Source organism: Lactobacillus jensenii DSM 20557 (genome assembly GCF_001436455.1).
GTDB classification, from domain to species: Bacteria; Bacillota; Bacilli; order Lactobacillales; family Lactobacillaceae; genus Lactobacillus; species Lactobacillus jensenii.
This window is the reverse complement of record NZ_AYYU01000009.1, coordinates 1-21301: the sequence shown is the minus strand read 5'-3', so window position 1 is coordinate 21301 and position 21301 is coordinate 1. Positions and strand designations below refer to the sequence as shown.

The window sequence follows — 21301 nt, the reverse complement described above, 5'->3', positions numbered from 1 at the left end:
ATAAAAACGTTAAGCAAGGCTAGTAATAAGTTTATTACTTAACAGAGAGGATTATTTAGCTGAGATTAATCTAAGTTATAGCTTATGAATTTCACCTTGTAAGTTGAATTTTAATCAATTCCGGTATTTCCCGTTATCGAAAGTTAAGTGTAGGGATAACTTTATCCCTAAACGAGGGTGGTACCGCGAAGCTTCGTCCCTGTTGGGGCGAGGCTTTTTTGTTTAGAAAGGGACGTAGTATGGATTTATTTGAAAAATTGGCTAAATTGCGTGATGAAGGTTTAGCACAAATTCGAAAAGCTGAAAATGAAAAGAAGTTAAACGATGTAAGGGTAACTTTAGTTGGTAAAAAAGGAAGATTAACTGAAATTCTTCACTCAATGAAGGAAGTTGCTCCTGAAAATCGTCGAGAAGTTGGTCAAAAAGTTAATGAATTACGTGACTTATTTAACCAAAAGCTTGATGATGCTAAAAAAGACTTATTAGAAAAATTAGTTGCTGAAAAATTAAAAGCGGAAGCAGTTGATGTTACCTTACCAGGTAGAAAAACTCGCCTGGGTTCTAAACATGTAATTAGAATTATTCAAGATGATTTAGAAAGATTCTTTATCGGTATGGGCTTCCAAGTAGTTCAAGGTCCTGAAATTGAAACAGAGCATTATAACTTTGAAATGCTTAACTTGCCTAAGGACCACCCAGCTCGTGACATGCAAGCTACGTTCTTTGTAGATGATGGTCACCTTTTAAGAAGTCAAACTTCCCCTGTTCAAGCTAGAACTATGGAGAAGCATGATTTTGAAAATGGTGCTTTAAAGATGATATCTCCTGGTAAGGTTTACCGTCGTGATGATGATGATGCAACACACTCACATCAATTTGCCCAAATGGAAGGGTTAGTTGTTGATAAAAATATTACTATGGGAGATTTAAAAGGGACTTTAGAAGCAGTTGCTAAGCATGTCTTTGGTCAAGATAGGGAAACTCGTTTGAGACCAAGTTATTTCCCATTTACTGAGCCTAGTGTTGAAATGGATGTTTCTTGCTTTAACTGTGATGGCAAGGGATGCCCAGTATGTAAATACACTGGTTGGATAGAAGTATTAGGTGCAGGTATGGTTCACCCTAATGTTATTAGAAATGCTGGTTTAGATCCGGAAGTTTATGGTGGATTTGCTTTTGGATTAGGGTTAGACCGTTTTGCAATTTTGAAGTATGGTGTAGATGATATTCGTGATTTCTATACTAATGACATTAGATTCTTAACACAATTTCGTCAGGAGGAAGACTAGATGTTAGTTTCATACAAGTGGTTACAAGATTTCTTAAAATTAGATATTGATCCCAATGAATTGGCTGAAAAAATCACCAGAACTGGGATTGAAATAGCATCAGTTGATCATCCAATGGAAGGCTTAAAAAAGCTAGTTGTTGGTCATGTCTTAGAGTGTGAAATGCACCCTGATTCAGATCATTTGCATATTACCCAAGTAGATATTGGTGAAGATGAACCAATTCAAATTGTTTGTGGGGCACCTAATGTTGCAGCTGGTGAATATGTAATTGTAGCTTTACACGGGGCTAGAATTGCTGGCAATGAAAAGATTAAGCGTGGTAAAATTCGTGGCGTTGTTTCAAATGGGATGATTTGTGGTTTACAAGAAATTGGCTTCAGCGATAGTGTAGTGCCACAAGAATTTGCGGATGGGATTTTTGTATTTCCTGATGCAATTAAACCTGGGACTGATGTTTATGAAGCTTTAGGAATGGATGACTACATCTTAGATTTTGATATTACTCCTAACCGTGCTGATACTCTTTCTATGGAAGGAGCAGCATATGAAGTAGGTGCTATTGTTGGTCAAAAGCCTAAAATCGAAGATGTTGTTTTAAAAGGTGATGGTAGTGATTGGACTAAAGAATTGAGTGTTAGTGCAGATAAGAAATTAGCACCAAAATTCTTGATGAGAAAAGTTTCCAATGTAAAGATTGCTCCAAGTCCTCTTTGGTTGCAAATTCGTTTATGGAATGCTGGAATTCGTCCAATCAATAATGTGGTTGATGCTACTAATTACATCATGCTTTTAACTGGCCAACCAATGCATGCTTATGATGCAAATGCCTTTGCTGGTAAGTGCGAAGTTCGCTTAGCTAAGAAGGGCGAGAAGTTAACCTTACTTAATGAAAATGAATTAGAGTTAGATACTGAAGATATCGTAATTACAGATGGTTCTAAGCCTGTTGCTTTGGCAGGTGTTATGGGTGGCCTTAATTCTGAAGTAACTTCAGCAACAACTGATGTTATTTTAGAAAGTGCTGTTTTTGATCCTGCATTAGTCAGAAAGGCTGCTTTACGTCATGATGCAAGAAGTGAATCATCAGCTCGCTTTGAAAAGGGCCTTAACTGGGATAATACAGAAAAAGCTCTCAATATGGCAGCTTTACTTCTTAGAAATCATGCTGAAGGTACAGTTAATGAGGGGATTATTTATGCTCAAAATGAAGAAAAGCCTAAATGTGAAATTACTGCTAAATTTGCCTACTTTAATAAGATCTTGGGTACTGAATTATCAAATGAAGAAATTTTAGCAATTTTTGATCGTTTAAACTTTGAAACTAAAGTCTCAGGTGATGAAGTTACTGTAATTGTTCCAAGTAGACGTTGGGACATTTCAATTAAAGCTGACTTGGTTGAAGAAGTTGGCCGAATTTATGGTTATGATAATATTAAGTCAACGCAACCGGTACTTGGTCAAACACATGGTGGCTATAATGCAGATGAAACAAAAGTAAGACATTTACGTCACTTAGTTGAAGCCCAGGGACTTGTTGAAACTATTAATTACTCATTAACTAGTGAAGAATTGGCAACTTTATTTGAAGAAAAAGCCTTAGCTCCTGTTAAAGTTGAATGGCCACTTAATTCTGCTAGAACAACGATGAGACAGAACTTAATGGCTAGTTTGGTTGAAGCAGCTAGTTATAACTTTGCTCGTAAACAAAATGAAGTTAGAATTTTTGAACAAGGTCGCGTATATGACCATGAAAGTGATGAATATAACGAACATACTCATTTAGCTGCATTATATACTGGTACAGCTGAAGAAACTAACTGGCAACATATTGACGAAAAGATTGATTTTTACTATGTTAAGGGTCAAGTTGAAAGTTTATTTGATGCTGTAATTAAAACTTCTGCCAAGATTGAATATAAGGCTCTTAAGTTACCAGGTATGCACCCAACTAGAACTGCTGGAATTTATATTAATGATCAATATGTTGGTTTTATTGGACAAATTGCACCATTACTTAACTTATTTGATAAGAATTTACGTGGAAAAGAATTATATGGTTATGAACTTAATTTAGATTTAATTTTGCCACTTATGGATGGAGAAACTAAATCTATGCCAGCTCCTAAGTATCCAAGTGTTGAACGTGATATGTCATTGTTAGTGGCTGAAAATATAACCAGTGATGAAGTAGCAAATGTTATTCGTGAAAATGCAGGTAAATACTTAGTTAAACTTGATGTAATTGATGTATATCAAGGTAAGCATATTGAAGCGGGTAAGAAGAGTTTGGCTTATAAATTAACATTCTTAAACGAAAAAGAAACTTTGACAGATGAAGTTGTAACTAAGGCAGTTAGTGCAGTTAGTGAAGCTTTAACTAGTCAATTAGAAGTAGAAGTACGTTAATCTATTGACTTTCATTAGTGAATTAAATATTATTGACTGGTGAAATATCAATAAAGGGAGATTAATATGCCACAAAAAACATATCCAATGACTGCTGCAGGTAAAGAAAAGCTTGAAGCAGAACTTAAAGAATTAAAACTTGTTAAACGTCCAGAAGTTATTGAAAGAATTAAAGTCGCTCGTTCATATGGTGACTTATCAGAAAACTCAGAATACGATGCGGCTAAGGATGAACAAAGTGCTGTAGAACAACGGATTGCACAAGTTGAACAAATGCTTAAATATGCTGATGTTATTGATGCTGATAGTGTTGATCCCAATGAAGTTTCAGTTGGAAAAACTGTAACTTATACTGAAGTTGGTGAAGATGATCCTGAAACTTATACTATTGTTGGTTCTGATGAATCAGATCCATTAAATGGTAAGATTTCAAACGACTCACCAATTGCTCAAGCATTGCTTGGTAAGCATAAGGGCGATACTGTTTCAATCAATACACCAGGTGGAAGTTTTGACGTTGTTATTAATGATGTTAAAGCTTAATAAGTAGTTTTATATATGAGAAAAGAGCTGATACAGATTGTATCAGCTCTTTTTGTAATGATTTTTATTGGTTACGCTTATGATAAAAATAATATGCTAAAAGACAAATTCCAGTTATTAGACTTATTAAGAGGCCTAAATAGAATTGATGAGGAACATAAACAAATTTTATTTGATGTTTTCCATCAACTAACTGAATTTCTAAAAAGGTATTTGTAAATTTAGTGTAGTTAATTTTTTTACCGTTGTCATAAATAACCCAATTATTATCATAAGGAATACTAGTTCTAAGTGTTTGACTTCCACTAGTTGTGAAAGTTGAAGTCTCAATAGTTCCAGCTTTTATTTCTTTTACAGTGGGTTGATTTTCCTTAAGTTTAATCAAAGTATCAGTAAGATGCTTTGAATTTAATTCCCAAATAACAATATTAGCTAAGTTGGCTTTATTTTTTAATAACGTGAATGTAAGTACTAGTTTCTTTCCTTTTTGCTTGTTAGCAATATTAATAAGTCTGACTTGATCGTAGCGAGCTTCTATATCAACGTTTTCCCCATTGATAGTAAGTGAAGCAACTTTTCCAGTTAAATTAGCTGGTAATTGTAAATAATATGAATTATTTGTTTGAGGTGTAAAAGTAAAGGAAACAGTTGCTGTTTGTGAGAAAACCTTTTTTTGGTAGTTAAAATTACCATTGGTTTTAGCATTTTCTAGTTGGGCGTTTGGTAAGTTAATTGTGGTAAACAAGTTAGTTTTGTCACCAGTTGCAGCAGTATAAAAAGATTGTTGGTTTTTGATTGGTTCATTTTCAAAGTAATTAGTAGCCCAATTTCTTTGAGAAACATACGCCAAAGGTAATGCTGTTTGATTAATTGCATAAGATATTTGTTTAAAGTCGCCACCAAAAGCCATGGAATTAATATCAGTACGATATAGTTGATTATTATATTTCATTCGCTGACTAGTCTTAACGTTATCATTACCGTAATAAGGCTGTAAGGTGTATTTTACTCCCAGCAATGAATCCAATACTTGAGTAGAAAACTTATTAATAAAAGCATTGGAATTATGAGCTAAGCCTTGATAACTAATAAAGTTAGTAATTTTAGAATTAGCAATTGAATTGAAGACTGAAAGACCATAATAATTATCACTAAATGGATCATCGTCAGAACGAGAGAAAGTCTTTTCTAAACGATATAAACTACTATCATGCCTTTTAATGATAGTAGTAGCATTTGCAACATTTTCAGTAAAGTTACTGTAGTCTTCATTTACTTGGTAAGAAATACTATTTAAGCTTGAGCTTAAGTTTAAGGCAGTAGCAATAATCGTCAAACTCAAGATTATTCCTTGTACTAGGATATTTCTTAAAGGAAAGGCAGCTACAATAATAATTAAAAGTGCAGCAAAAACTAAACTGATTAATACTTTATTATGGTCTAAAAACTCAAACCTATTTTTGGTTAATAACCAAGTGAATAAACCAACTGATACTAAAATAATTAATATTAATTGTGCAATTGAAAATTTGGCTTGCTTTGATAAAACTTTAAGTGCAAATTCAATTAACAAAAAGCTAATAACAAAGCTAAAGCGAGCTGGATACCAGGTTGGGAATTGGCCTAAATGCCAAAATAGAACTAAGGGATTAAACCAGCAAGAAACAAATAAAAATAGAATTAAAAGCGCATTACTAAAACGTTCTTTAAGACTGAATTTGTTGCTCAAAAAATAGGTTAAACTAACCAGAAAAAGTAGGACTGTAATATATACATTAGGCAATCCAGTTTGCATCTCATGGAATGTATAAGAGCCGGAAATAAATTTACCTAACATCTTATAAGGGGTAAATTGAATTCCCCAATTAAAGACAGCACTACTATTTTTATTATTAATTATTTCATATATTGTGGGAATTAAGGCAAAAGCAGCTAATAAGGTTGCAATAACAGATTTGGCCAAGTAGTTGAATAATTTCTTTTGCCAATTAGTAGGATGGTTGTATAAGTAAATACAAAAATAGAAAAATCCAAATACTAAAGCCATATAGCCCGTATAAAAATTAGTAACCCATAGTAAGAAGGTCACAAGAATTAACCAATTTTTTTGACCAGTTTTGCGAATTTGAAGAATTAATAGTGGCAATAATATTAGGCTATCGAGCCACATCAAGTTTAAATTATAGGCAATAATATAGCCTGATAATGCAAAGGCAATACTGCCAGCTAAGGAATAGATTTTTTGATAATTTTTTTGAAAATAATAATAGCTAGTTAAGCCGACTGTTCCTACTTTAAGTGAAATAAGCCAATAAATAGCTATTGGCAGTTGGCTTTTAGTGAAAAAAAGCAAGAGGATATTAAAGGGACTAGCTAGATAATAAAAGAAAGTACCTATTAAACTACCACCTAAGCCATTGGTAAAGCTATAGTTATATGTTGCTGGGTTAAAGAAGTGATCTTTATAAAAGGCAAGTAAATCAATATATTGCTGTCCTAAATCAACTGTTAGGATTCTCATACCATGCATAGTAAAGTAACTAGCAAAAATGGCAAAGGGAATAAAAAAACTCAATAAATATAAGATTGTATTAATGTGTTTGTTTTGATAATTCATTTTCATTTTCTTCATTTGATTAAGATTTAAAAAACATTGAAACTAACATTGGGATATACATAGCATAACACATAGCTATCTGCTAAAATATTGACTGTCTAGTGAGGTTGATTTTCTTGAATTTTTTACAAAATAATAATCATAAATCTGATCGAAAAGCGGCAGAAACGCCAATCAGAATGAAAATAATTTTAGGTGTCATTTTTATTTTATTTGCAATGCTGATAGGACAACTAGCATATTTACAGTTAATTTATGGTAGTCGTTTTCATTCAGAAGTACAAAAAACAGATGATACTGTAGTTACTAGTGCAGTGCCAAGAGGTATTATGTATGACGATAAAGGGCGCGTCTTAGTAGGTAATAAGGCTAATAATGCCATTACTTATACTAAGGGTTCATCTGTTACTAGTAAACAAATTTATAATATTTCTACGGCATTGAGTCAATATATTACCATTAGTAATGAAAAGCCGACCGCATTACAATTAGCGGCTTATTACCTTGGCAATAGTCGCAATTATGCCAAGGAATATGCTAAGTTACCTAAGTCACAAAAGTATGATTCTGATGGAAATGAGCTAAGCAATTCAACGGTATATTCAACACTGGAAAAGCAAGTTATTAAAAATAAAAGGCATTATACCAGTAGGGAAAAAACAGCTGCCCTGATTTTTAATAAGATTTCTGGTGCCTATAGCTTATCTACAATTTATATTAAGAATCAAAACTTGACAGATAAAGAAGTTGCTTTAGTTGGAGAACATTTATCAGAATTGCCTGGCGTCGGAATAGGAACTGATTGGGAAAGAACTTATCCAAATGGTTCTTCAATTAAGACTATTATTGGGTCTGTTTCTTCAGAAAAAGCTGGTTTACCAAGTGAAAAGTTGCAATATTACCTAGCTCAAGGTTATTCACGTAATGACCGAGTAGGGACTTCTTATCTAGAAAAAGAATATGAAGCTTTACTTAAGGGGTCTAAAACTGAAAGTAAATTAACCACTAAATCTAATGGAAAAGTTACACAGACTAAAACCGTGTATAAGGGACAAGCTGGTGCTAGTTTGATATTGACACTTGATTCAAAATACCAAGCTAAAGTGCAAAAGAAATTGAAATCAGTCTATTCTTCTGCTTTATCAGCCGGTGCTGCACATTACTCAAGTGGTGCTTTTGCAATTGCACTAGATCCAAATACCGGTGCAATTAAGGCAGTAGCAGGTCTAGATCACAATGTAAAAACTAATAAAATTACAGATGATGCTTTAGGTATTATTAACCAATCATTTGTTATGGGGTCTGTTGTAAAGGGTGCACAAGTTGCAGGTGGTTTGATCAATAAAGTTATTACCCCAAGTAGTAATACTTTGCCTGATACACCAATTTACTTACCAGGGACTCCAGTTAAGAAATCTGTTTATCCAATTGGAACTTTTAGTTCATTAGATGCTGAAACAGCTCTTGAAGTATCAAGTAACATTTACATGATGCAACTTACTTTAAGATGGTTGAATGCAAAATATACTCCAAAAACATACATTCATATGCCAAGTGATGCATTTGATATTTTGAGACGTAATTTTGCGATGTTTGGATTGGGACAAAAGACTGGTATTGACTTACCAGGAGAAATTTCAGGTATTCAAGGTAAGTCTTATAATTCATCAGGCCAATTGCTTTCTGGTTCCGTACTTGACGAATCCTATGGTAACTACGATGCATATACACCAATTCAGCTAGCTCAATATATTTCAACAATTGCCAATGGTGGTTATCGAATGCAGCCATATTTGGTGCAATCAGTTGGACAGACTAATTCAAGTGGTACTAAAGTATCAATTAATTACTCAAAAACACCAAATGTTCAATTTAGAATACCTTGGACAAGTAGTGAATTAAATGTCATTAAAACAGGGATGTATCGAGTAGTACATGGTACAAATGCTTGGGGGACAGCTCATACATTGAAGAGTGTTAAACCAAGTATTTCAGGTAAGACTGGTACAGCTCAAACTTTCTATTATGATGCTAGTGCAAGTAAGAAAAAGAATAGTAGTAGTGATCCAATTGAATTAATTAATGCAACTTTTGTAGGCTTTGCTCCATCAAATAAACCAAAATTAGCTGTAGTAGTCGTTTTCCCAGGTTTAGATCCTAATTTGGAAGGTACTTACACATTGCAAGTTGCTAAAGAAATGGTGGAAGATTACTTTAAATTAAATAAATACGCAGAAAACTAATATTTTTTCTGGTAAAAATTAGCGAAAAATGCTATCATTGAACAGTCGAAATAAATTTAATAGGTGGTGGAAGAAATGGCAGATAACATTATTCTTGAATGTACTGAATGTGGCGAAAGAGACTACTTAACCAAGAAGAATAAGCGTAAGCACCCTGAACGTTTGGCTTTAAAGAAATATTGCCCACGCGAAAGAAAGACTACGCTTCACCGCGAAACTAAGTAATTACTAAGACAACAGGTTAAAAAGCCTGTTGTTTTTTTGTTATAATGTTAATTATGAAGAAAAAAGAGTTAAGACAACGGCAAATTCATCGCTTACAAGAATTTGCTAAAAAAGATCGAAAAGTTGAAGAGGATATTTTATTACAAAATAAATTTTTAGCTAATTCGTTACTTGAAGGAGTGAAAACAATCGGTGTAACTTGTCCTTTAAATTTTGAAATTGATAATCAAATAATTATTGAACAAGCAAGAAGAGAAGGAATAAAGACCTATTTAGCTAAAAGTTATCCTGATAAGAGGATGGATTTTGTTTATTTTGATGAACAAACTCAGTTAAAAAAATCTAACTTTGGTATTTTGGAAGTAGCTAATCCTATAGAAATTAATAATCAATTAGATTTATTACTAGTACCTGGCCTGGCTTTTTCAAAAGCAAGCCATGATCGTTTAGGCTTTGGTGGAGGGTATTATGACCGCTTTTTAGCTGAACATAATTGTAAAACTGTTAGTTTAGTTAATTCGGTTATGTTGTTTGATACGCCAGCTTGGCCAATTGAAGAAACAGATCGACAAGTTGGAGAATTAATTGCTTTAACCAAGTAAAATATATTCATAAACTAAAGAGAAGGGTGAGGAATAGCGACTTATGAATAATCCAAGACTTAGGAAGTACTATAAGACTAATGCAATGACTAATACTATTTTTGTGGTTTTAGTCGCAATGTTTATAATAGAAACTCTTCGTGGAGGATCAGACGAATCTGCTGTTTTATTTAAATTGGGTGCCCAATTTAATCCAGCAATCATAATATTAGGCCAATGGTGGCGACTTTTTACAGCTCAGTTTTTACATATTGGATTGCTGCATTTAGTTGTTAACTGTGTCACGCTCTTTTATATGGGGCAATATTTAGAGCCAATGTTGGGACATGTTCGTTTTTTAATTATTTATTTATTAGCTGGAGTTGGTGGCAATTTAATGACTCTAGCTTTGGGTAGTGATAATGCAGTAAGTGCTGGTGCCTCAACAGCTTTGTTTGGCTTATTTGGGGCGATGATTGCCTTAGGAATTGCTAATCGTACTCATGAAGGAATGGCTTATTTAGGTAGACAATCATTTGTTTTAGCTGTAATTAATCTGCTATTTGATATTAATATTCCACAGATTGATACTTGGGGGCATGTTGGTGGTTTACTTGCTGGATTTTTATTAACAGTGATTCTAGGAGACCAAAATTTACGTGGCTACAAATTACCAATAAAAATTTTGGCAGGATTTGCATTAATTGGGTTTGTATTAATTAGTTTGAGATTAGGATTTATTATTTCAGAATAATGAAAACTTTGTATGATGTGCAGCAGTTGCTGAAAAAATTTAATATTTTAGTTTATGTTGGTAAACGAAAATGGGATATTGAGCTGATGGCTTTAGAACTTGATAATTTACATCACGCTGGAGTAATTAGTCAAAAGGATTATTTGAGTGCTAAGCTAATTTTACGACGTGAACATGAAATTGAAGAAAAGAATGAAAAAGAGTCGTAAGAGCGGTATTATAAAATAAAGAAAAAGTTGAGGAGAAAGTTATTGTGAATACTTTTTTATTAGTTATTGATGCAATTTTATTAATTATTATTTTGTCATTTCTTTTTTCATGGCTTTGGAATAAGTACCAAGCTAAAAGAGTAGGTGGTGCTTTAAGTAATGAAGAATTTAGAGCAGGGATGCGTAAGGCCCAAATAATTGATGTGCGTGAAAGTGCACCATTTAAGCGTAAGCATATCGATGGAGCTCGCAATATTCCAATGACTATGTTTAAATACCAACATGGTGAAATTAGAAAAGATTTACCAGTTTACCTTTATTCAGATGCAAGTTCTATTACCTTGCGTGCTGCAAGAATTTTGCAAAAAGATGGCTATAAAAAGATTTTCTGGTTAAAAGATGGTTTAGAAAATTGGGATGGACGTACTAAGGCATCAAAATATTAATTAAACAAAAAAACTTGCTGGTATTATCCTAGCAAGTTTTTTTAGTGATTTATAATTATAATATTAAGTAACAATTCAAAATATTGCTTTTAACCTAAGTGAGCTGAGTGACTCTTACGGTTAGCGCGAATACGGTTTTGTTCAATTCGCTTAGCTTCTTGTTCAGCAGGGTCTAATACCTTCTTTTTATAAGTGAAGACTCCTGCTGCAATTGTACCTAAAGTAGTAATCATTCCGGTAACAAAACCGGCTCCAAACTTTTTAGCCATTTTGAATTACCTCCTAGTTCATTTACTTTAATTTTAGCAATATTTATCATTTTATTAAAGGAAAAGGTATGCAAAAAATAATAGTTGTAGTCGGACCGACTGCTGTTGGTAAAACAAGTCTAGCTATTAAACTAGCTCAGCAGGTTAATGGACAAATAATTTCTGGCGATTCAATGCAGATATACAAAGAAGTTTCAATTGGAACAGCAAAGGCTACTGAAGAAGAGCAAGCTGCAGCTTCACATTTATTAATTAATCAAAAGTCTGTTTTTGAGGAATATTCTGTTAAAGATTTTGTAGCTGATGCTACTAAGGCAATTGATAAAACGATTCAAATGAAAAAAATCCCAATAATTTGTGGAGGAACAGGTTTTTATATCAATGCATTAATTAATAAAATGCAGCTTGGGGAACCTGGAGAATATGAAACAAGTGTTGAGCCAAAATTTGAGGCTTTTTTAGCTGAACATGGATCTAAAGAATTATGGCAACTTTTACACGAAAAAGATCCTCAAGCTTGTAAAAAGATACCAGTTGAAAATACCAGGCGAGTATTGCGTGCTTTAACGGTTATTGACCGGACAGGAAAGAAATTTAGTGAGCAGCAAACAAAAATAACGCCTAGATATGATGCTTTATTAATTGGCTTAAATAGTGACCGCCAACTTGTTTATAGTCGAATTAATAAGCGCGTAGATATAATGATGACTGATGGATTGCTTGACGAAGCGAAGTTTGTCTTCGAAAATCGGGCTAAGGAATATCAAGTTTTACAAGCGATTGGTTATAAAGAATTCTTCCCTTATTTTGAAGGTGAAAGTGATTTAACAACCTGTGTTAATAAACTTAAACAGGCTTCTCGAAAATATGCTAAACGTCAGCTAACGTATTTTAGAAATAAGTTAAGTGTGAATTGGTATGATTCTTTAAATGATCCAGCTTATTTTGATAAGATTTTAACGAAAGTAGAGCAATGGCAAAATGTATAATTATCCAAAAGAATTAAGAGATTTAGTAAAGACTGTAGATCAGCAGATAGCGCCTAAATTTGCTGAATTAGATGAGCAAGTTGTCTATAATCAAGCCAAGGTCTTAGAAGCTTTTAAGCATGCTAATGTAGCTGAGGCTGATTTAAAAGGAACTAATGGCTATGGTGATGATGATACCGGTCGTGATAAGTTAGAAGCTATTTTTGCTGAAGTATTTCAAACTGAAGCAGCATTAGTTCGGCCTCAGTTTGTTTCCGGCACCCATACTTTGGTAACGGCAATGAGAGGTAATTTACAAGCAGGGGATATTTTAACTTACTTAACAGGTATGCCATATGATACTTTACAAACAGTGATTGGACTTACTCCACACAAGCAAGGAACTCTGATGCAAAGAGGCATTAGCTTCTCATATGTCCCATTAAAAGATAATCAAGTTGATTACAAGGCGGCTAAAGAAGTTTTGCTTCGAGATAAGCCTAAAATGGTTGCCATTCAAAGATCTAAAGGCTATAGCACACGTCCTAGTTATAATGTAGAGCAAATTAAAGAGATGATTGCTTTTGTCAAAGATATTTTACCAGAGACAATTGTTTTTATTGATAACTGCTATGGTGAATTTTCTGAAAAGCATGAACCCACTGAATATGGCGCGGATTTAATGGCGGGCTCTTTAATTAAAAATGGCGGTGGCGGTATTGCCAAAACAGGTGGCTATATTGTTGGTAAAAAAGAGTTAGTTGAAAATGCAACATATGAGTTATTAGCTCCGGGTTGTGAAGATGAAGGTGCCACGTTGACCAATATGCAGGACTTTTTACAAGGCTTTTTTATCGCTCCTAATACGGTTGTCAATGCAATTAAAGGGATGGTCTTTAGCAGTGCCTTGTTAGAAAAAATGGGGCTTGAAGTTGCTCCAAAATGGGATGCGGTTAGAACGGATTTAATTCAAAATATTATTTTCCATGATCCAGAAAAAATGGTTAAATTTGCTAAAGAATTACAAAAAAATTCACCGGTTGATTCTTTTGTCGAACCCGTTCCATACAATATGCCCGGCTATGAAGATAAAGTTGTCATGGCTGCAGGAACTTTTGTTTCTGGTTCAACAATCGAATTTTCAGCTGATGGTCCAATAAGAGAACCTTATGCCTTATACATGCAGGGTGGCTTAACTTATGCCCATGTAAAAATTGCTGTGATGAATGCAGTTAATGAGCTATTCTTTAAGAAAGTTTAAATATAAGTAAAAAATTAGAGCTAAATTTTTAGCTCTTTTTTTAGACCAATTTTTAGTTTAGGCTTACTTGCATATGATTTTTTTACACTTTATAAAAATAAGTAATAAAAAATTAATCGCAAAAAATAACTATACCAGTTTGACAAAACAAAAAACAAAGGCTATGATATTGCTATGTTCTTAGGAGATATAAGTAATTCTAGGACTATACCAATTTTGTTACGATAGAAAGATTTTGTTAACAGGTGGAAATATGAAAAAAGTATACACAGAAGAAGAAATTCGTAAAATTATTAGAGACCAAAATGTACGTTTCTTACGTTTATGCTTTACAGATATCAACGGAACATTAAAAAATGTTGAAGTTCCTCTTAGTCAATTAGATAAAGTTTTGGCTAACGAAATTCGTTTCGACGGTTCAAGTATTGATGGCTATGTTCGAATTGAAGAAAGTGACATGGTTTTATACCCTGACTTTTCAACTTGGGCAGTTTTGCCTTGGGGTGACAATGAAGGCGGCAAAATTGGTCGTTTGATTTGTTCAGTTCACAATACTGATGGTACTCCATTTGCTGGTGATCCAAGAAACAACTTGAAGCGTGTTGTTAACGAAATGAAGGAAATGGGTTATAGCAACTTTGAAATTGGTTTTGAAGCTGAATTCTTCTTATTTAAAGAAGACAGCGAAGGCAACTGGACTACTAAGCCAACTGACCAAAGTTCATACTTTGATATGGCTAGTGAAGATGAAGGTGCTAAGTGTCGTCGTGATATTGTTGAAACTTTGGAAAAGATTGGATTTGAAGTTGAAGCAGCTCACCACGAAGTTGGTGCAGGTCAACAAGAAATCGACTTCCGCTTTGACGACGCAGTTGCAACTGCTGACAAGGTCTTGACTTTCAAGATGGTCGTTAAGCAAATCGCTAAGAAGCATGGTTTACATGCAACCTTTATGCCAAAGCCTGTTGAAGGTTTACCTGGTTCAGGAATGCACACTAACATGTCACTATTCAAAGATGGTAAGAATGTCTTTTACGATAAAGATGGCGAATACAAGTTATCTAAGACTGCTCTTTACTTCTTAAATGGTATCTTAAGCCATGCTAGAGCATTAACTTGTGTTGGTAATCCAACTGTTAACTCATACAAGCGTCTGATTCCTGGTTTTGAAGCTCCTGTATACATTTCATGGGCTAATAAGAACCGTTCACCACTTGTTCGTATTCCAGATGCTGAAGAAATTGGTACTCGTCTTGAAATGCGTTCAGCTGACCCAACAGCTAACCCATACTTATTATTAGCAGCTTGCTTAAAGGCTGGTCTTGAAGGTATCAAAGAAGCTAAGATGCCAATGAAACCAATTACTTCAAATGTCTTTGAAATGTCTGCTGAAGAAAAGAAGGAAAGAGGTATTATTGCTTTACCTTCAACTTTGCATAACGCTACTAAGTACTTCAAGGAAGATAAGTTAATTCAAGATGCTTTAGGTGAACACTTAACTCAAAGCTTTATTGAATCTAAAGAACTTGAATGGGCTCAATATACTCAAAGTGTTTCAGATTGGGAAAGAAATCGTTACATGAACTACTAATATGTAGTAATAATTATCTAAATACTATAAAAGGAGAGGTTTATACCTCTCCTTTTTATATTGCTGTTAAAATATCACAAGCTAGAGCCATGACATCCTTTTGACGCTTTTGCCCCCAATTTCGTTCATCATGTTCAAAATTAGCTAAGCTGTCAGCTGAGTATAGAATTTGAGCAAATTGAACATTGCGTAACTGACAGCAAGCAGCCATTGCAGCACATTCCATTTCAACAACCGAAATTCCCTCAGCTAGGTGCTGTTCAACTTTAGTTTTAGTTTCTCTGAAAAAACCATCAGTTGTCCAAGTAGTTACTTCGGTGTAGGGCAGGCTTCTTTTTTCAAGTTGCTCTTTAACTTGTGTTACTAATGGACTAGATAAGATGATGTAACGGCTTGGCGCTACATAGTGAAAACTGGTGCCTTCGTCACGCAGGGCCTTAGTTGGTAAAAAGAAGTCACCTTCATTCCCAGAAGTTAAAGCACCACAAGAGCCGATTGCTAGCACTTCTTTTACACCATAAGCAATTAACCAGTCAAGAAGCTGCACAGCAGCACTAGCGCCTAGAGGAGGGTGAACAAGTGAAAGAGTTTGATTATGATACTGAACTTGATAAACAGAAAAGTTGCAAGCAAAAGTCTCAAAAGTTGCCACAATTTTATAATCTTTATCAGCTAAAAAAGCTTGGAAATTTTCATCAGTGACAAAAGGATAGACAAGCTTGTCAGCAAAATCGCATCCTAAATTTTCATGATTAGGATTAAGAACCGCATTAGGATTTGAATCAAAGTTCATTAATGATAATTCTTCCATATTTTTCACCTTTTAATAAAATTTATTTAATAATATCATTATAACATGATTGGAGCAATTTCTTTATTTTTTAAATAAAAAAGTGTGAAAATATTTGTTATTATATTTTTCCATTTTGATTTGACAAAAATCGTTCAAACTGATATCGTACTATAGAATTTGTTCGCTTTTATATAGTAAGGAGATTTTTGATGAAGAAGATGCAAATCAAAGCAATTGTAGTTAGTGGCCTAATTGGTGTTATGTTATTAACTTTAACTGGATGTCGAGCCAAGCATTCACTTAGCAAAAATAACTATAAAAACAAATATTCAATTGCTTTGATTACCGATATTAGTGGTGTTGATGATCATTCATTTACTGAAGCTGCTTGGAAAGGCTTTGAAGCTTTTGGCCAAGAACATGAGCTTAGCCGAGGAATGGGTGGTTATCAATATTTTCAATCTAATAGTGAAGGAGATTTTGTTCCTAATTTTAATCAGGCTGCTAATGCTGGTTTTGAAACCTTATACGGTGTTGGTTATGCCTTGAAAGAAGCCGTTTCATCGGCAGCTCAAAAATATCCTAAAAAGAACTTTGTCATTATGGACGATGTCATCACTGGTCAAAAGAATGTGGTCAGTGCAACTTTTAAATCGAACGAATCATCATACCTAGCAGGTGTTGTAGCCGCGTATACAACTAAAACTAATACCGTTGGCTTTATTGGTGGTGCTAGATCAACTGTCTTAGACTTATTTGAAGCTGGTTTTAAGCAAGGAGTAACAGATACAGCTAAAAAATTGGGTAAGAAGATTACCATTTTAGATCAATATGTTGGTGACTTTACTTCAACAGATAAGGCTAAAGCAATTGCTCAATCAATGTATGCTAAAAAAGCTGATATCCTTTATCAAGCCGCCGCAACAGCCGGCAATGGCGTCTTCCAAGAAGCAAAAAATCTCAACAAAACAAGAAGCGAAAAGAAGAAAGTTTGGGTAATTGGTGTTGATTCAGATCAATCCGCTCAAGGTGAATATACTAATAGTAGGGGTAAAAAAGATAATTGTACTTTAACTTCAGTGTTAAAGGGACTGGGCTTTGCAGTTAAGGATATTGCAGATAAAGCATATCTCGGTAAATTCCCAGGTGGCAAGCACCTTGTTTACGGCTTAGAACATAATGGTGTTTCAATTACTAAGGGGAATTTATCTGCTAAAGCTTGGCAGGAAAGTCAAGAAGCAAGAAGCCAAATCATTAATGGAAAAATTACCGTTAGAACTTCACCAAAATAAGAAAAGATAGATAATTAAGTGCCTCATAGTTGTTAGATATGAAATCTGATGATTATGAGGTGCTTTTTTATGGTAGAAAAAAATACACGACCTCTGTAACATACAGAAATCGTGTAGTATCAACTATTAATAAATTATTTGGTTAAAAAATCAGTAATGTGTACAACTTCAATTCCATCGATTACGCCAACATCATCCCAATTATTAGTAATAATAATTTTTCGATAACCAGTTGGTAAATGCAAAAAGTTATCAGTTTCTCTAGTATTATTTTGAGGAATTTGATTAGTAACTTGAATATAAAGGGTATCACTGTCATTTTTTGCTACAAAATCAATTTCTTTAGTATCGTATTTTCCCACAAAGACTTCATAGTCACGACTTAATAATTCTAGATAAACGAGATTTTCAATTTTTGAGCCACGATTAATTCTTTCTCTACGTAATTGAGAACGGACAAATCCCAAATCTACTGCATAAAATTTTCCTTGGCCTTTAAGTAGCTCTTTTCCACGAATATCATAGCGTGGGACTTTATAAAATAGAAAAGCATCTTGTAATAAATTAAGATAAGCTTCAATGGTATTGTTACTAATCTTGAAGCCACTAGATCTTAAAGTATTAGCGATTTTATTAATACTGATAAGCTGACCAGCATTACCAAGTAAAAAAAGTCCGACCCGTTCTAAAACTTCAGTATTTTTAATGGTTGCTCGCCCAGCAACATCTCGAAGCAAAATTGAGTTATAAATTCCACTTAAAACATCACGCTTTAATTGATTATTATCTTGTAAAACAACTGAAGGAAAACCACCATATTCTAAATAGTCGTTGAAGTGGCGAGCAGGATCATCTTGTTCATAGTTTTTAAATTTCAAGTATTCTCTAAAGGTCAACGGTAATACCGGAATTTGAACATAACGACCTGTTAGATAGCTGGCAAGTTCTCCAGAAAGAAGTGATGCATTAGAACCTGTAATATAAATGTCAGAATCAAATGCTACACGTAGGCCATTAATTAATTTCTGCCATTCATGGACTTCTTGAATTTCATCAAAGAAAAAGTAAGTCTTTTTACTTTTATCTACTTTTTTCTTTAGGTACTCATATAATTTTCTGTAGTCAAGCAAATCAAAATATTCTGGATTTTCAAAGTTTAAATAAATGATTTGCTTTTCTGAAATACCTCTTTTGAGAAGCTGATCTCTAATCATTAATAATAAGTAGCTTTTTCCTGAACGACGCACTCCAGTAATTACCTTGATAAACTCAGTATCAATCATTGGTTCGATTCTTTTTAAGTATAAAGGGCGAAGAATTGGTTCCATAATTTTCTCCTAACTGAAAACTTTTAGCTTTTTTAGCTAAATTTTCTCTGTACTGAAAATTCTACCAATATTTTAGCATAATTTTCAGTGTACTGAAAATTTAGCAAAATACTCAACTACCTTTTATTAAGCAAAAATATTAAATCAAGTTAGAGCAAGGACTATAATCTTGGTATGATATAAATAGGACTAACAACAAATTCTAGGAGGAAATTATGGGAAAAAATCAAGGAAAGACTGTTTATACTAAAGATGTAATTTTAGTTATGGTGGCTTCATTTTTCTTCATGTTTAGCGTGATGTTTGTTACGCCTTTAATCAATGGATATGCGATTAGCTTAGGTGCTAGTAGTAGCTTTGCCGGATTTGTAGTCGGAATAATGAGTGTTGCTTCGCTATTTTTGCGTCCTATTGCAGGTAATATTACTGATATTTTTTCAAAATATCGGTTGTCTTTAATTGGTGGAATATTGATTGCAATCGGAATTATTGGATATGTAATCACACCTAATAGTGAGCTGCTCTTATTATTCAGATTGATAAATGGAACTGGCTTTGTGCTATGCACAGTATGTATGACTACTTGGCTTGGTGCGCTTGTTCCGCGAAGTCATGTCGGACAAGCAATGGGCTTTTATGGCTTAATGAATGCGTTAGATATGGCAATCGCACCAGCAATTGCAATTGATGTTTATCATACAATCGGCTATCGTAATTCATTTGTTTTGGCAGCAGTAGCCAGCATTTTGATGATTATTGTCATTCAATTCGTTGAAAATCATGCCTTGCCAAAGGTAAAAGAAAATAAATCCAAGAAGAAGTTTAAGCTTATTCAAAAGAATGCCTTTCCAGTTGCGATTTTAACAGCTTTATTTGCGATTCCATATTTCATTACCCAGGCTGATATTGTAACTTATGCAGAACAGAAGCATCTTGATATTCATGTAGGCTTTTATTTTGTGATTTATGCAATTGTTTTATTAGGATTGCGGATTGTGTTGAAGAATTTCTTTGACACTGTTCGCTTTGGTATTTGGCTTTATGCAGCAGCAGCCAGCATGTTCTTGTACTTACTATTATTAGCGATTATGACTAATGATTTAATGATGGGGCTTGCCGCAATTGGAATGACTGTGGGGTATGGAATTATATATTCAGTCTTGCAATCAACGGCGTTATTATTAGCACCACTTGAAGAACAAGGGTTAGCTAGTTCTACTTTTTATATGGGAATTGACTTGGGGATGAGCTTTGGACCAATTATTGCTGGGTTCATTGATACTTATTTGCCAATTCAATATTTCTACTTGGTACAACTTGTTTTGGTACCGTTAGTTTTAATAGTTTACTTCGTTTATCGCAAACAGTTAAATGGAGCGATTGATCAACATTAAAGTGAAAATAAGAAAGTCATCGGAAAATCCTGATGACTTTTTTGTTACTAATATAAGAATGGAATAACAGGGGAAATTTGTTTGAAGAAGGCATTTTTAGTTTCTAAACTGCATTTCCAAAACCAAGTACCTTCTTTATGAAATCCATAAAATATTGCGTAGATTAAATCAAATCCCAAAATTGCTAGATAAGGAATTAAAACTAATAAAGCATCTTCATTAGCTAGATTGCCCCAAATAATCAGCTGCAAGCCAATTGAGAAAAACATGATGCCTGAGTAATTGCGATGCTGCTTAATTACAAAAATTAGAATAAGAGTCATAACTATTAATGAAACTACTCCGTCAATTATTAGTAAAGAAGTATAAGTTAAGCTAGTTAAAACCTTAACAGAGATAACCAAGATTAAGTTAAAGAGCCCAAATAATATACTTCCTTTAATACCTGGCAGTAAATCCTTAACCTTTAAATTGGTATTTGTAGCAAGGTAGGTTCGTGTAAGCACTGTGGATACAATAATAATGCAGGGGATGATGTAAAGAAATTGAAGTAACATTTTGTCTACCTCCTATAACTTTTATTGTTTGTCTTTACCAATGTCAAAAGCTGCTAACATAAATAAAATAGTTCCAATGCTAAGACAAGTTGTTGCTTAAATATAGCACTTAATAATAGAAGAATTACCCAAAGAATTGCAAATTTTTAATCAATCTGTGACTAGATATAGGATAATCAAGCGTATCTAAAATTCCAAGTATTCCTACACTAGTAATTAATGCGGAAAGAACAAAATTACCAAGTAAAAGCCTATAAAGAAGTGCTAGAATGATTGACACGAAATCTACAAAAAAATCAATTTTTCTATTTTTGTTGATGTGATATTTTGTGAAAAAACTGTTTTTCATTCTCGTCACACTTTCTAGTTATTAAGCCATCTTCTTTTGAGATATTCTTTTTTAATTTAATTATACAGCACCCCCCAATTTTTGAAAGCGGTTTTATTATTGAGCGATAAAAAAGCAAATACAATCTAAGAATTGCATTTGCTAAAAATATTATGGTTCTATAATTTTTCCTGTTGATAGTTT

Annotated in this window: 20 protein-coding genes and 1 other annotated feature; of the genes, 14 read left to right on the top strand and 6 right to left on the bottom strand. The window is 33.6% G+C overall.

Features of this window, described 5'->3' with window-relative positions; translation table 11 throughout:
• Positions 1 to 204: a binding site (T-box leader), on the top strand.
• 35 nt (positions 205 to 239) lie between these two features.
• The 3 genes from pheS to greA all read left to right on the top strand — a co-directional run bounded on the left by pheS (position 240) and on the right by greA (position 4241).
• Positions 240 to 1289 carry a phenylalanine--tRNA ligase subunit alpha gene (gene pheS / locus FC45_RS03655; protein WP_006584455.1) on the top strand — a complete coding sequence of 350 codons (1050 nt, stop codon included), beginning with the start codon at positions 240 to 242 and terminating at the stop codon, positions 1287 to 1289.
• Entirely contained in the window at positions 1290 to 3698 is a 2409-nt protein-coding gene (gene pheT, locus FC45_RS03650; protein WP_006584456.1) for a phenylalanine--tRNA ligase subunit beta, read from the top strand. It abuts the gene before it with no gap.
• 66 nt (positions 3699 to 3764) lie between these two features.
• On the top strand, positions 3765 to 4241 hold the full coding sequence (greA, locus tag FC45_RS03645) for a transcription elongation factor GreA (protein ID WP_006587799.1): 477 nt from the start codon (positions 3765 to 3767) through the stop codon (positions 4239 to 4241).
• Between the two features lie 64 nt (positions 4242 to 4305).
• On the opposite strand, the gene FC45_RS03640 is transcribed toward greA, so the two are convergent.
• On the bottom strand, positions 4306 to 6858 hold the full coding sequence (locus FC45_RS03640; RefSeq protein ID WP_006587800.1) for a YfhO family protein: 2553 nt from the start codon (positions 6856 to 6858) through the stop codon (positions 4306 to 4308).
• Positions 6859 to 6974: 116 nt separating this feature from the next.
• Between FC45_RS03640 and FC45_RS03635 the strand changes: the two genes are divergently transcribed.
• From FC45_RS03635 to FC45_RS03610, 6 genes are all read left to right on the top strand, one after another.
• Complete coding sequence (locus FC45_RS03635; protein ID WP_006584458.1) at positions 6975 to 9101, top strand: peptidoglycan D,D-transpeptidase FtsI family protein; 2127 nt, start codon at positions 6975 to 6977, stop codon at positions 9099 to 9101.
• A gap of 75 nt (positions 9102 to 9176) precedes the next feature.
• Entirely contained in the window at positions 9177 to 9326 is a 150-nt protein-coding gene (gene rpmG / locus FC45_RS03630; protein ID WP_006584459.1) for a 50S ribosomal protein L33, read from the top strand.
• 44 nt (positions 9327 to 9370) lie between these two features.
• Complete coding sequence (locus tag FC45_RS03625) at positions 9371 to 9928, top strand: 5-formyltetrahydrofolate cyclo-ligase (RefSeq protein ID WP_006587801.1); 558 nt, start codon at positions 9371 to 9373, stop codon at positions 9926 to 9928.
• 43 nt (positions 9929 to 9971) lie between these two features.
• A complete protein-coding gene (locus tag FC45_RS03620; protein WP_006584461.1) occupies positions 9972 to 10661 on the top strand; it encodes a rhomboid family intramembrane serine protease in 690 nt (229 codons plus the stop codon).
• The gene (locus tag FC45_RS03615) at positions 10661 to 10870 is read left to right on the top strand and encodes a YqgQ family protein (protein WP_006584462.1); all 210 of its coding nucleotides are present in this window, start codon (positions 10661 to 10663) and stop codon (positions 10868 to 10870) included. Before FC45_RS03620 ends, FC45_RS03615 begins: the two co-directional genes overlap by 1 nt.
• Before the next feature lie 44 nt (positions 10871 to 10914).
• Positions 10915 to 11316 (top strand): rhodanese-like domain-containing protein, encoded by a 402-nt coding sequence (locus FC45_RS03610; RefSeq protein ID WP_006584463.1) that lies wholly within the window; start codon positions 10915 to 10917, stop codon positions 11314 to 11316.
• A gap of 89 nt (positions 11317 to 11405) precedes the next feature.
• On the opposite strand, the gene FC45_RS03605 is transcribed toward FC45_RS03610, so the two are convergent.
• A complete protein-coding gene (locus FC45_RS03605; RefSeq protein WP_006584464.1) occupies positions 11406 to 11585 on the bottom strand; it encodes a DUF3042 family protein in 180 nt (59 codons plus the stop codon).
• Positions 11586 to 11653: 68 nt separating this feature from the next.
• Between FC45_RS03605 and miaA the strand changes: the two genes are divergently transcribed.
• From miaA to glnA, 3 genes are all read left to right on the top strand, one after another.
• Positions 11654 to 12574: a tRNA (adenosine(37)-N6)-dimethylallyltransferase MiaA gene (gene miaA / locus FC45_RS03600; protein WP_006584465.1), complete on the top strand. Its 921-nt coding sequence runs from the start codon at positions 11654 to 11656 to the stop codon at positions 12572 to 12574.
• The gene (locus FC45_RS03595; RefSeq protein ID WP_057706384.1) at positions 12567 to 13814 is read left to right on the top strand and encodes a methionine gamma-lyase family protein; all 1248 of its coding nucleotides are present in this window, start codon (positions 12567 to 12569) and stop codon (positions 13812 to 13814) included. Before miaA ends, FC45_RS03595 begins: the two co-directional genes overlap by 8 nt.
• Before the next feature lie 253 nt (positions 13815 to 14067).
• Positions 14068 to 15405, top strand: a complete 1338-nt coding sequence (glnA, locus tag FC45_RS03590; RefSeq protein ID WP_006584466.1) for a type I glutamate--ammonia ligase — start codon at positions 14068 to 14070, stop codon at positions 15403 to 15405.
• Positions 15406 to 15460: 55 nt separating this feature from the next.
• Here glnA and FC45_RS03585 read toward each other — a convergent pair whose 3' ends face one another.
• A complete protein-coding gene (locus FC45_RS03585) occupies positions 15461 to 16216 on the bottom strand; it encodes a nucleoside phosphorylase (RefSeq protein ID WP_006584467.1) in 756 nt (251 codons plus the stop codon).
• Positions 16217 to 16407: 191 nt separating this feature from the next.
• On the opposite strand from FC45_RS03585, the gene FC45_RS03580 reads away from it, so the two are divergent.
• The gene (locus FC45_RS03580; protein ID WP_006587804.1) at positions 16408 to 17490 is read left to right on the top strand and encodes a BMP family lipoprotein; all 1083 of its coding nucleotides are present in this window, start codon (positions 16408 to 16410) and stop codon (positions 17488 to 17490) included.
• Positions 17491 to 17624: 134 nt separating this feature from the next.
• On the opposite strand, the gene FC45_RS03575 is transcribed toward FC45_RS03580, so the two are convergent.
• The gene (locus FC45_RS03575) at positions 17625 to 18818 is read right to left on the bottom strand and encodes an ATP-binding protein (RefSeq protein WP_006584469.1); all 1194 of its coding nucleotides are present in this window, start codon (positions 18816 to 18818) and stop codon (positions 17625 to 17627) included.
• Positions 18819 to 19033: 215 nt separating this feature from the next.
• On the opposite strand from FC45_RS03575, the gene FC45_RS03570 reads away from it, so the two are divergent.
• Positions 19034 to 20212 carry an MFS transporter gene (locus FC45_RS03570; RefSeq protein ID WP_006584470.1) on the top strand — a complete coding sequence of 393 codons (1179 nt, stop codon included), beginning with the start codon at positions 19034 to 19036 and terminating at the stop codon, positions 20210 to 20212.
• A gap of 47 nt (positions 20213 to 20259) precedes the next feature.
• Here the strand turns inward: FC45_RS03570 and FC45_RS03565 are convergent, their stop codons facing one another.
• Together FC45_RS03565 and FC45_RS07860 are read right to left on the bottom strand one after the other, a co-directional pair.
• Complete coding sequence (locus FC45_RS03565) at positions 20260 to 20769, bottom strand: hypothetical protein (RefSeq protein ID WP_006584471.1); 510 nt, start codon at positions 20767 to 20769, stop codon at positions 20260 to 20262.
• A gap of 305 nt (positions 20770 to 21074) precedes the next feature.
• A partial coding sequence (locus FC45_RS07860; protein ID WP_236694513.1) for a hypothetical protein occupies positions 21075 to 21301 on the bottom strand: 227 nt, incomplete at its 5' end.

What these genes read in the sequence shown, in the direction of transcription:
- FC45_RS03615 (WP_006584462.1), top strand. Translation starts at nt 10,661, where the DNA reads ATGAAAACTTTGTATGATGTGCAGCAGTTGCTGAAAAAATTTAATATT.
- FC45_RS03620 (WP_006584461.1), top strand. Translation starts at nt 9,972, where the DNA reads ATGAATAATCCAAGACTTAGGAAGTACTATAAGACTAATGCAATGACT.
- FC45_RS03595 (WP_057706384.1), top strand. Translation starts at nt 12,567, where the DNA reads ATGTATAATTATCCAAAAGAATTAAGAGATTTAGTAAAGACTGTAGAT.
- glnA (WP_006584466.1), top strand. Translation starts at nt 14,068, where the DNA reads ATGAAAAAAGTATACACAGAAGAAGAAATTCGTAAAATTATTAGAGAC.
- FC45_RS03585 (WP_006584467.1), bottom strand. Translation starts at nt 16,216, where the DNA reads ATGGAAGAATTATCATTAATGAACTTTGATTCAAATCCTAATGCGGTT.
- FC45_RS03575 (WP_006584469.1), bottom strand. Translation starts at nt 18,818, where the DNA reads ATGGAACCAATTCTTCGCCCTTTATACTTAAAAAGAATCGAACCAATG.
- FC45_RS03570 (WP_006584470.1), top strand. Translation starts at nt 19,034, where the DNA reads ATGGGAAAAAATCAAGGAAAGACTGTTTATACTAAAGATGTAATTTTA.
- greA (WP_006587799.1), top strand. Translation starts at nt 3,765, where the DNA reads ATGCCACAAAAAACATATCCAATGACTGCTGCAGGTAAAGAAAAGCTT.
- miaA (WP_006584465.1), top strand. Translation starts at nt 11,654, where the DNA reads ATGCAAAAAATAATAGTTGTAGTCGGACCGACTGCTGTTGGTAAAACA.
- FC45_RS03565 (WP_006584471.1), bottom strand. Translation starts at nt 20,769, where the DNA reads ATGTTACTTCAATTTCTTTACATCATCCCCTGCATTATTATTGTATCC.
- FC45_RS03640 (WP_006587800.1), bottom strand. Translation starts at nt 6,858, where the DNA reads ATGAATTATCAAAACAAACACATTAATACAATCTTATATTTATTGAGT.
- FC45_RS03580 (WP_006587804.1), top strand. Translation starts at nt 16,408, where the DNA reads ATGAAGAAGATGCAAATCAAAGCAATTGTAGTTAGTGGCCTAATTGGT.
- FC45_RS03605 (WP_006584464.1), bottom strand. Translation starts at nt 11,585, where the DNA reads ATGGCTAAAAAGTTTGGAGCCGGTTTTGTTACCGGAATGATTACTACT.
- FC45_RS03625 (WP_006587801.1), top strand. Translation starts at nt 9,371, where the DNA reads ATGTTAATTATGAAGAAAAAAGAGTTAAGACAACGGCAAATTCATCGC.
- rpmG (WP_006584459.1), top strand. Translation starts at nt 9,177, where the DNA reads ATGGCAGATAACATTATTCTTGAATGTACTGAATGTGGCGAAAGAGAC.
- pheS (WP_006584455.1), top strand. Translation starts at nt 240, where the DNA reads ATGGATTTATTTGAAAAATTGGCTAAATTGCGTGATGAAGGTTTAGCA.
- pheT (WP_006584456.1), top strand. Translation starts at nt 1,290, where the DNA reads ATGTTAGTTTCATACAAGTGGTTACAAGATTTCTTAAAATTAGATATT.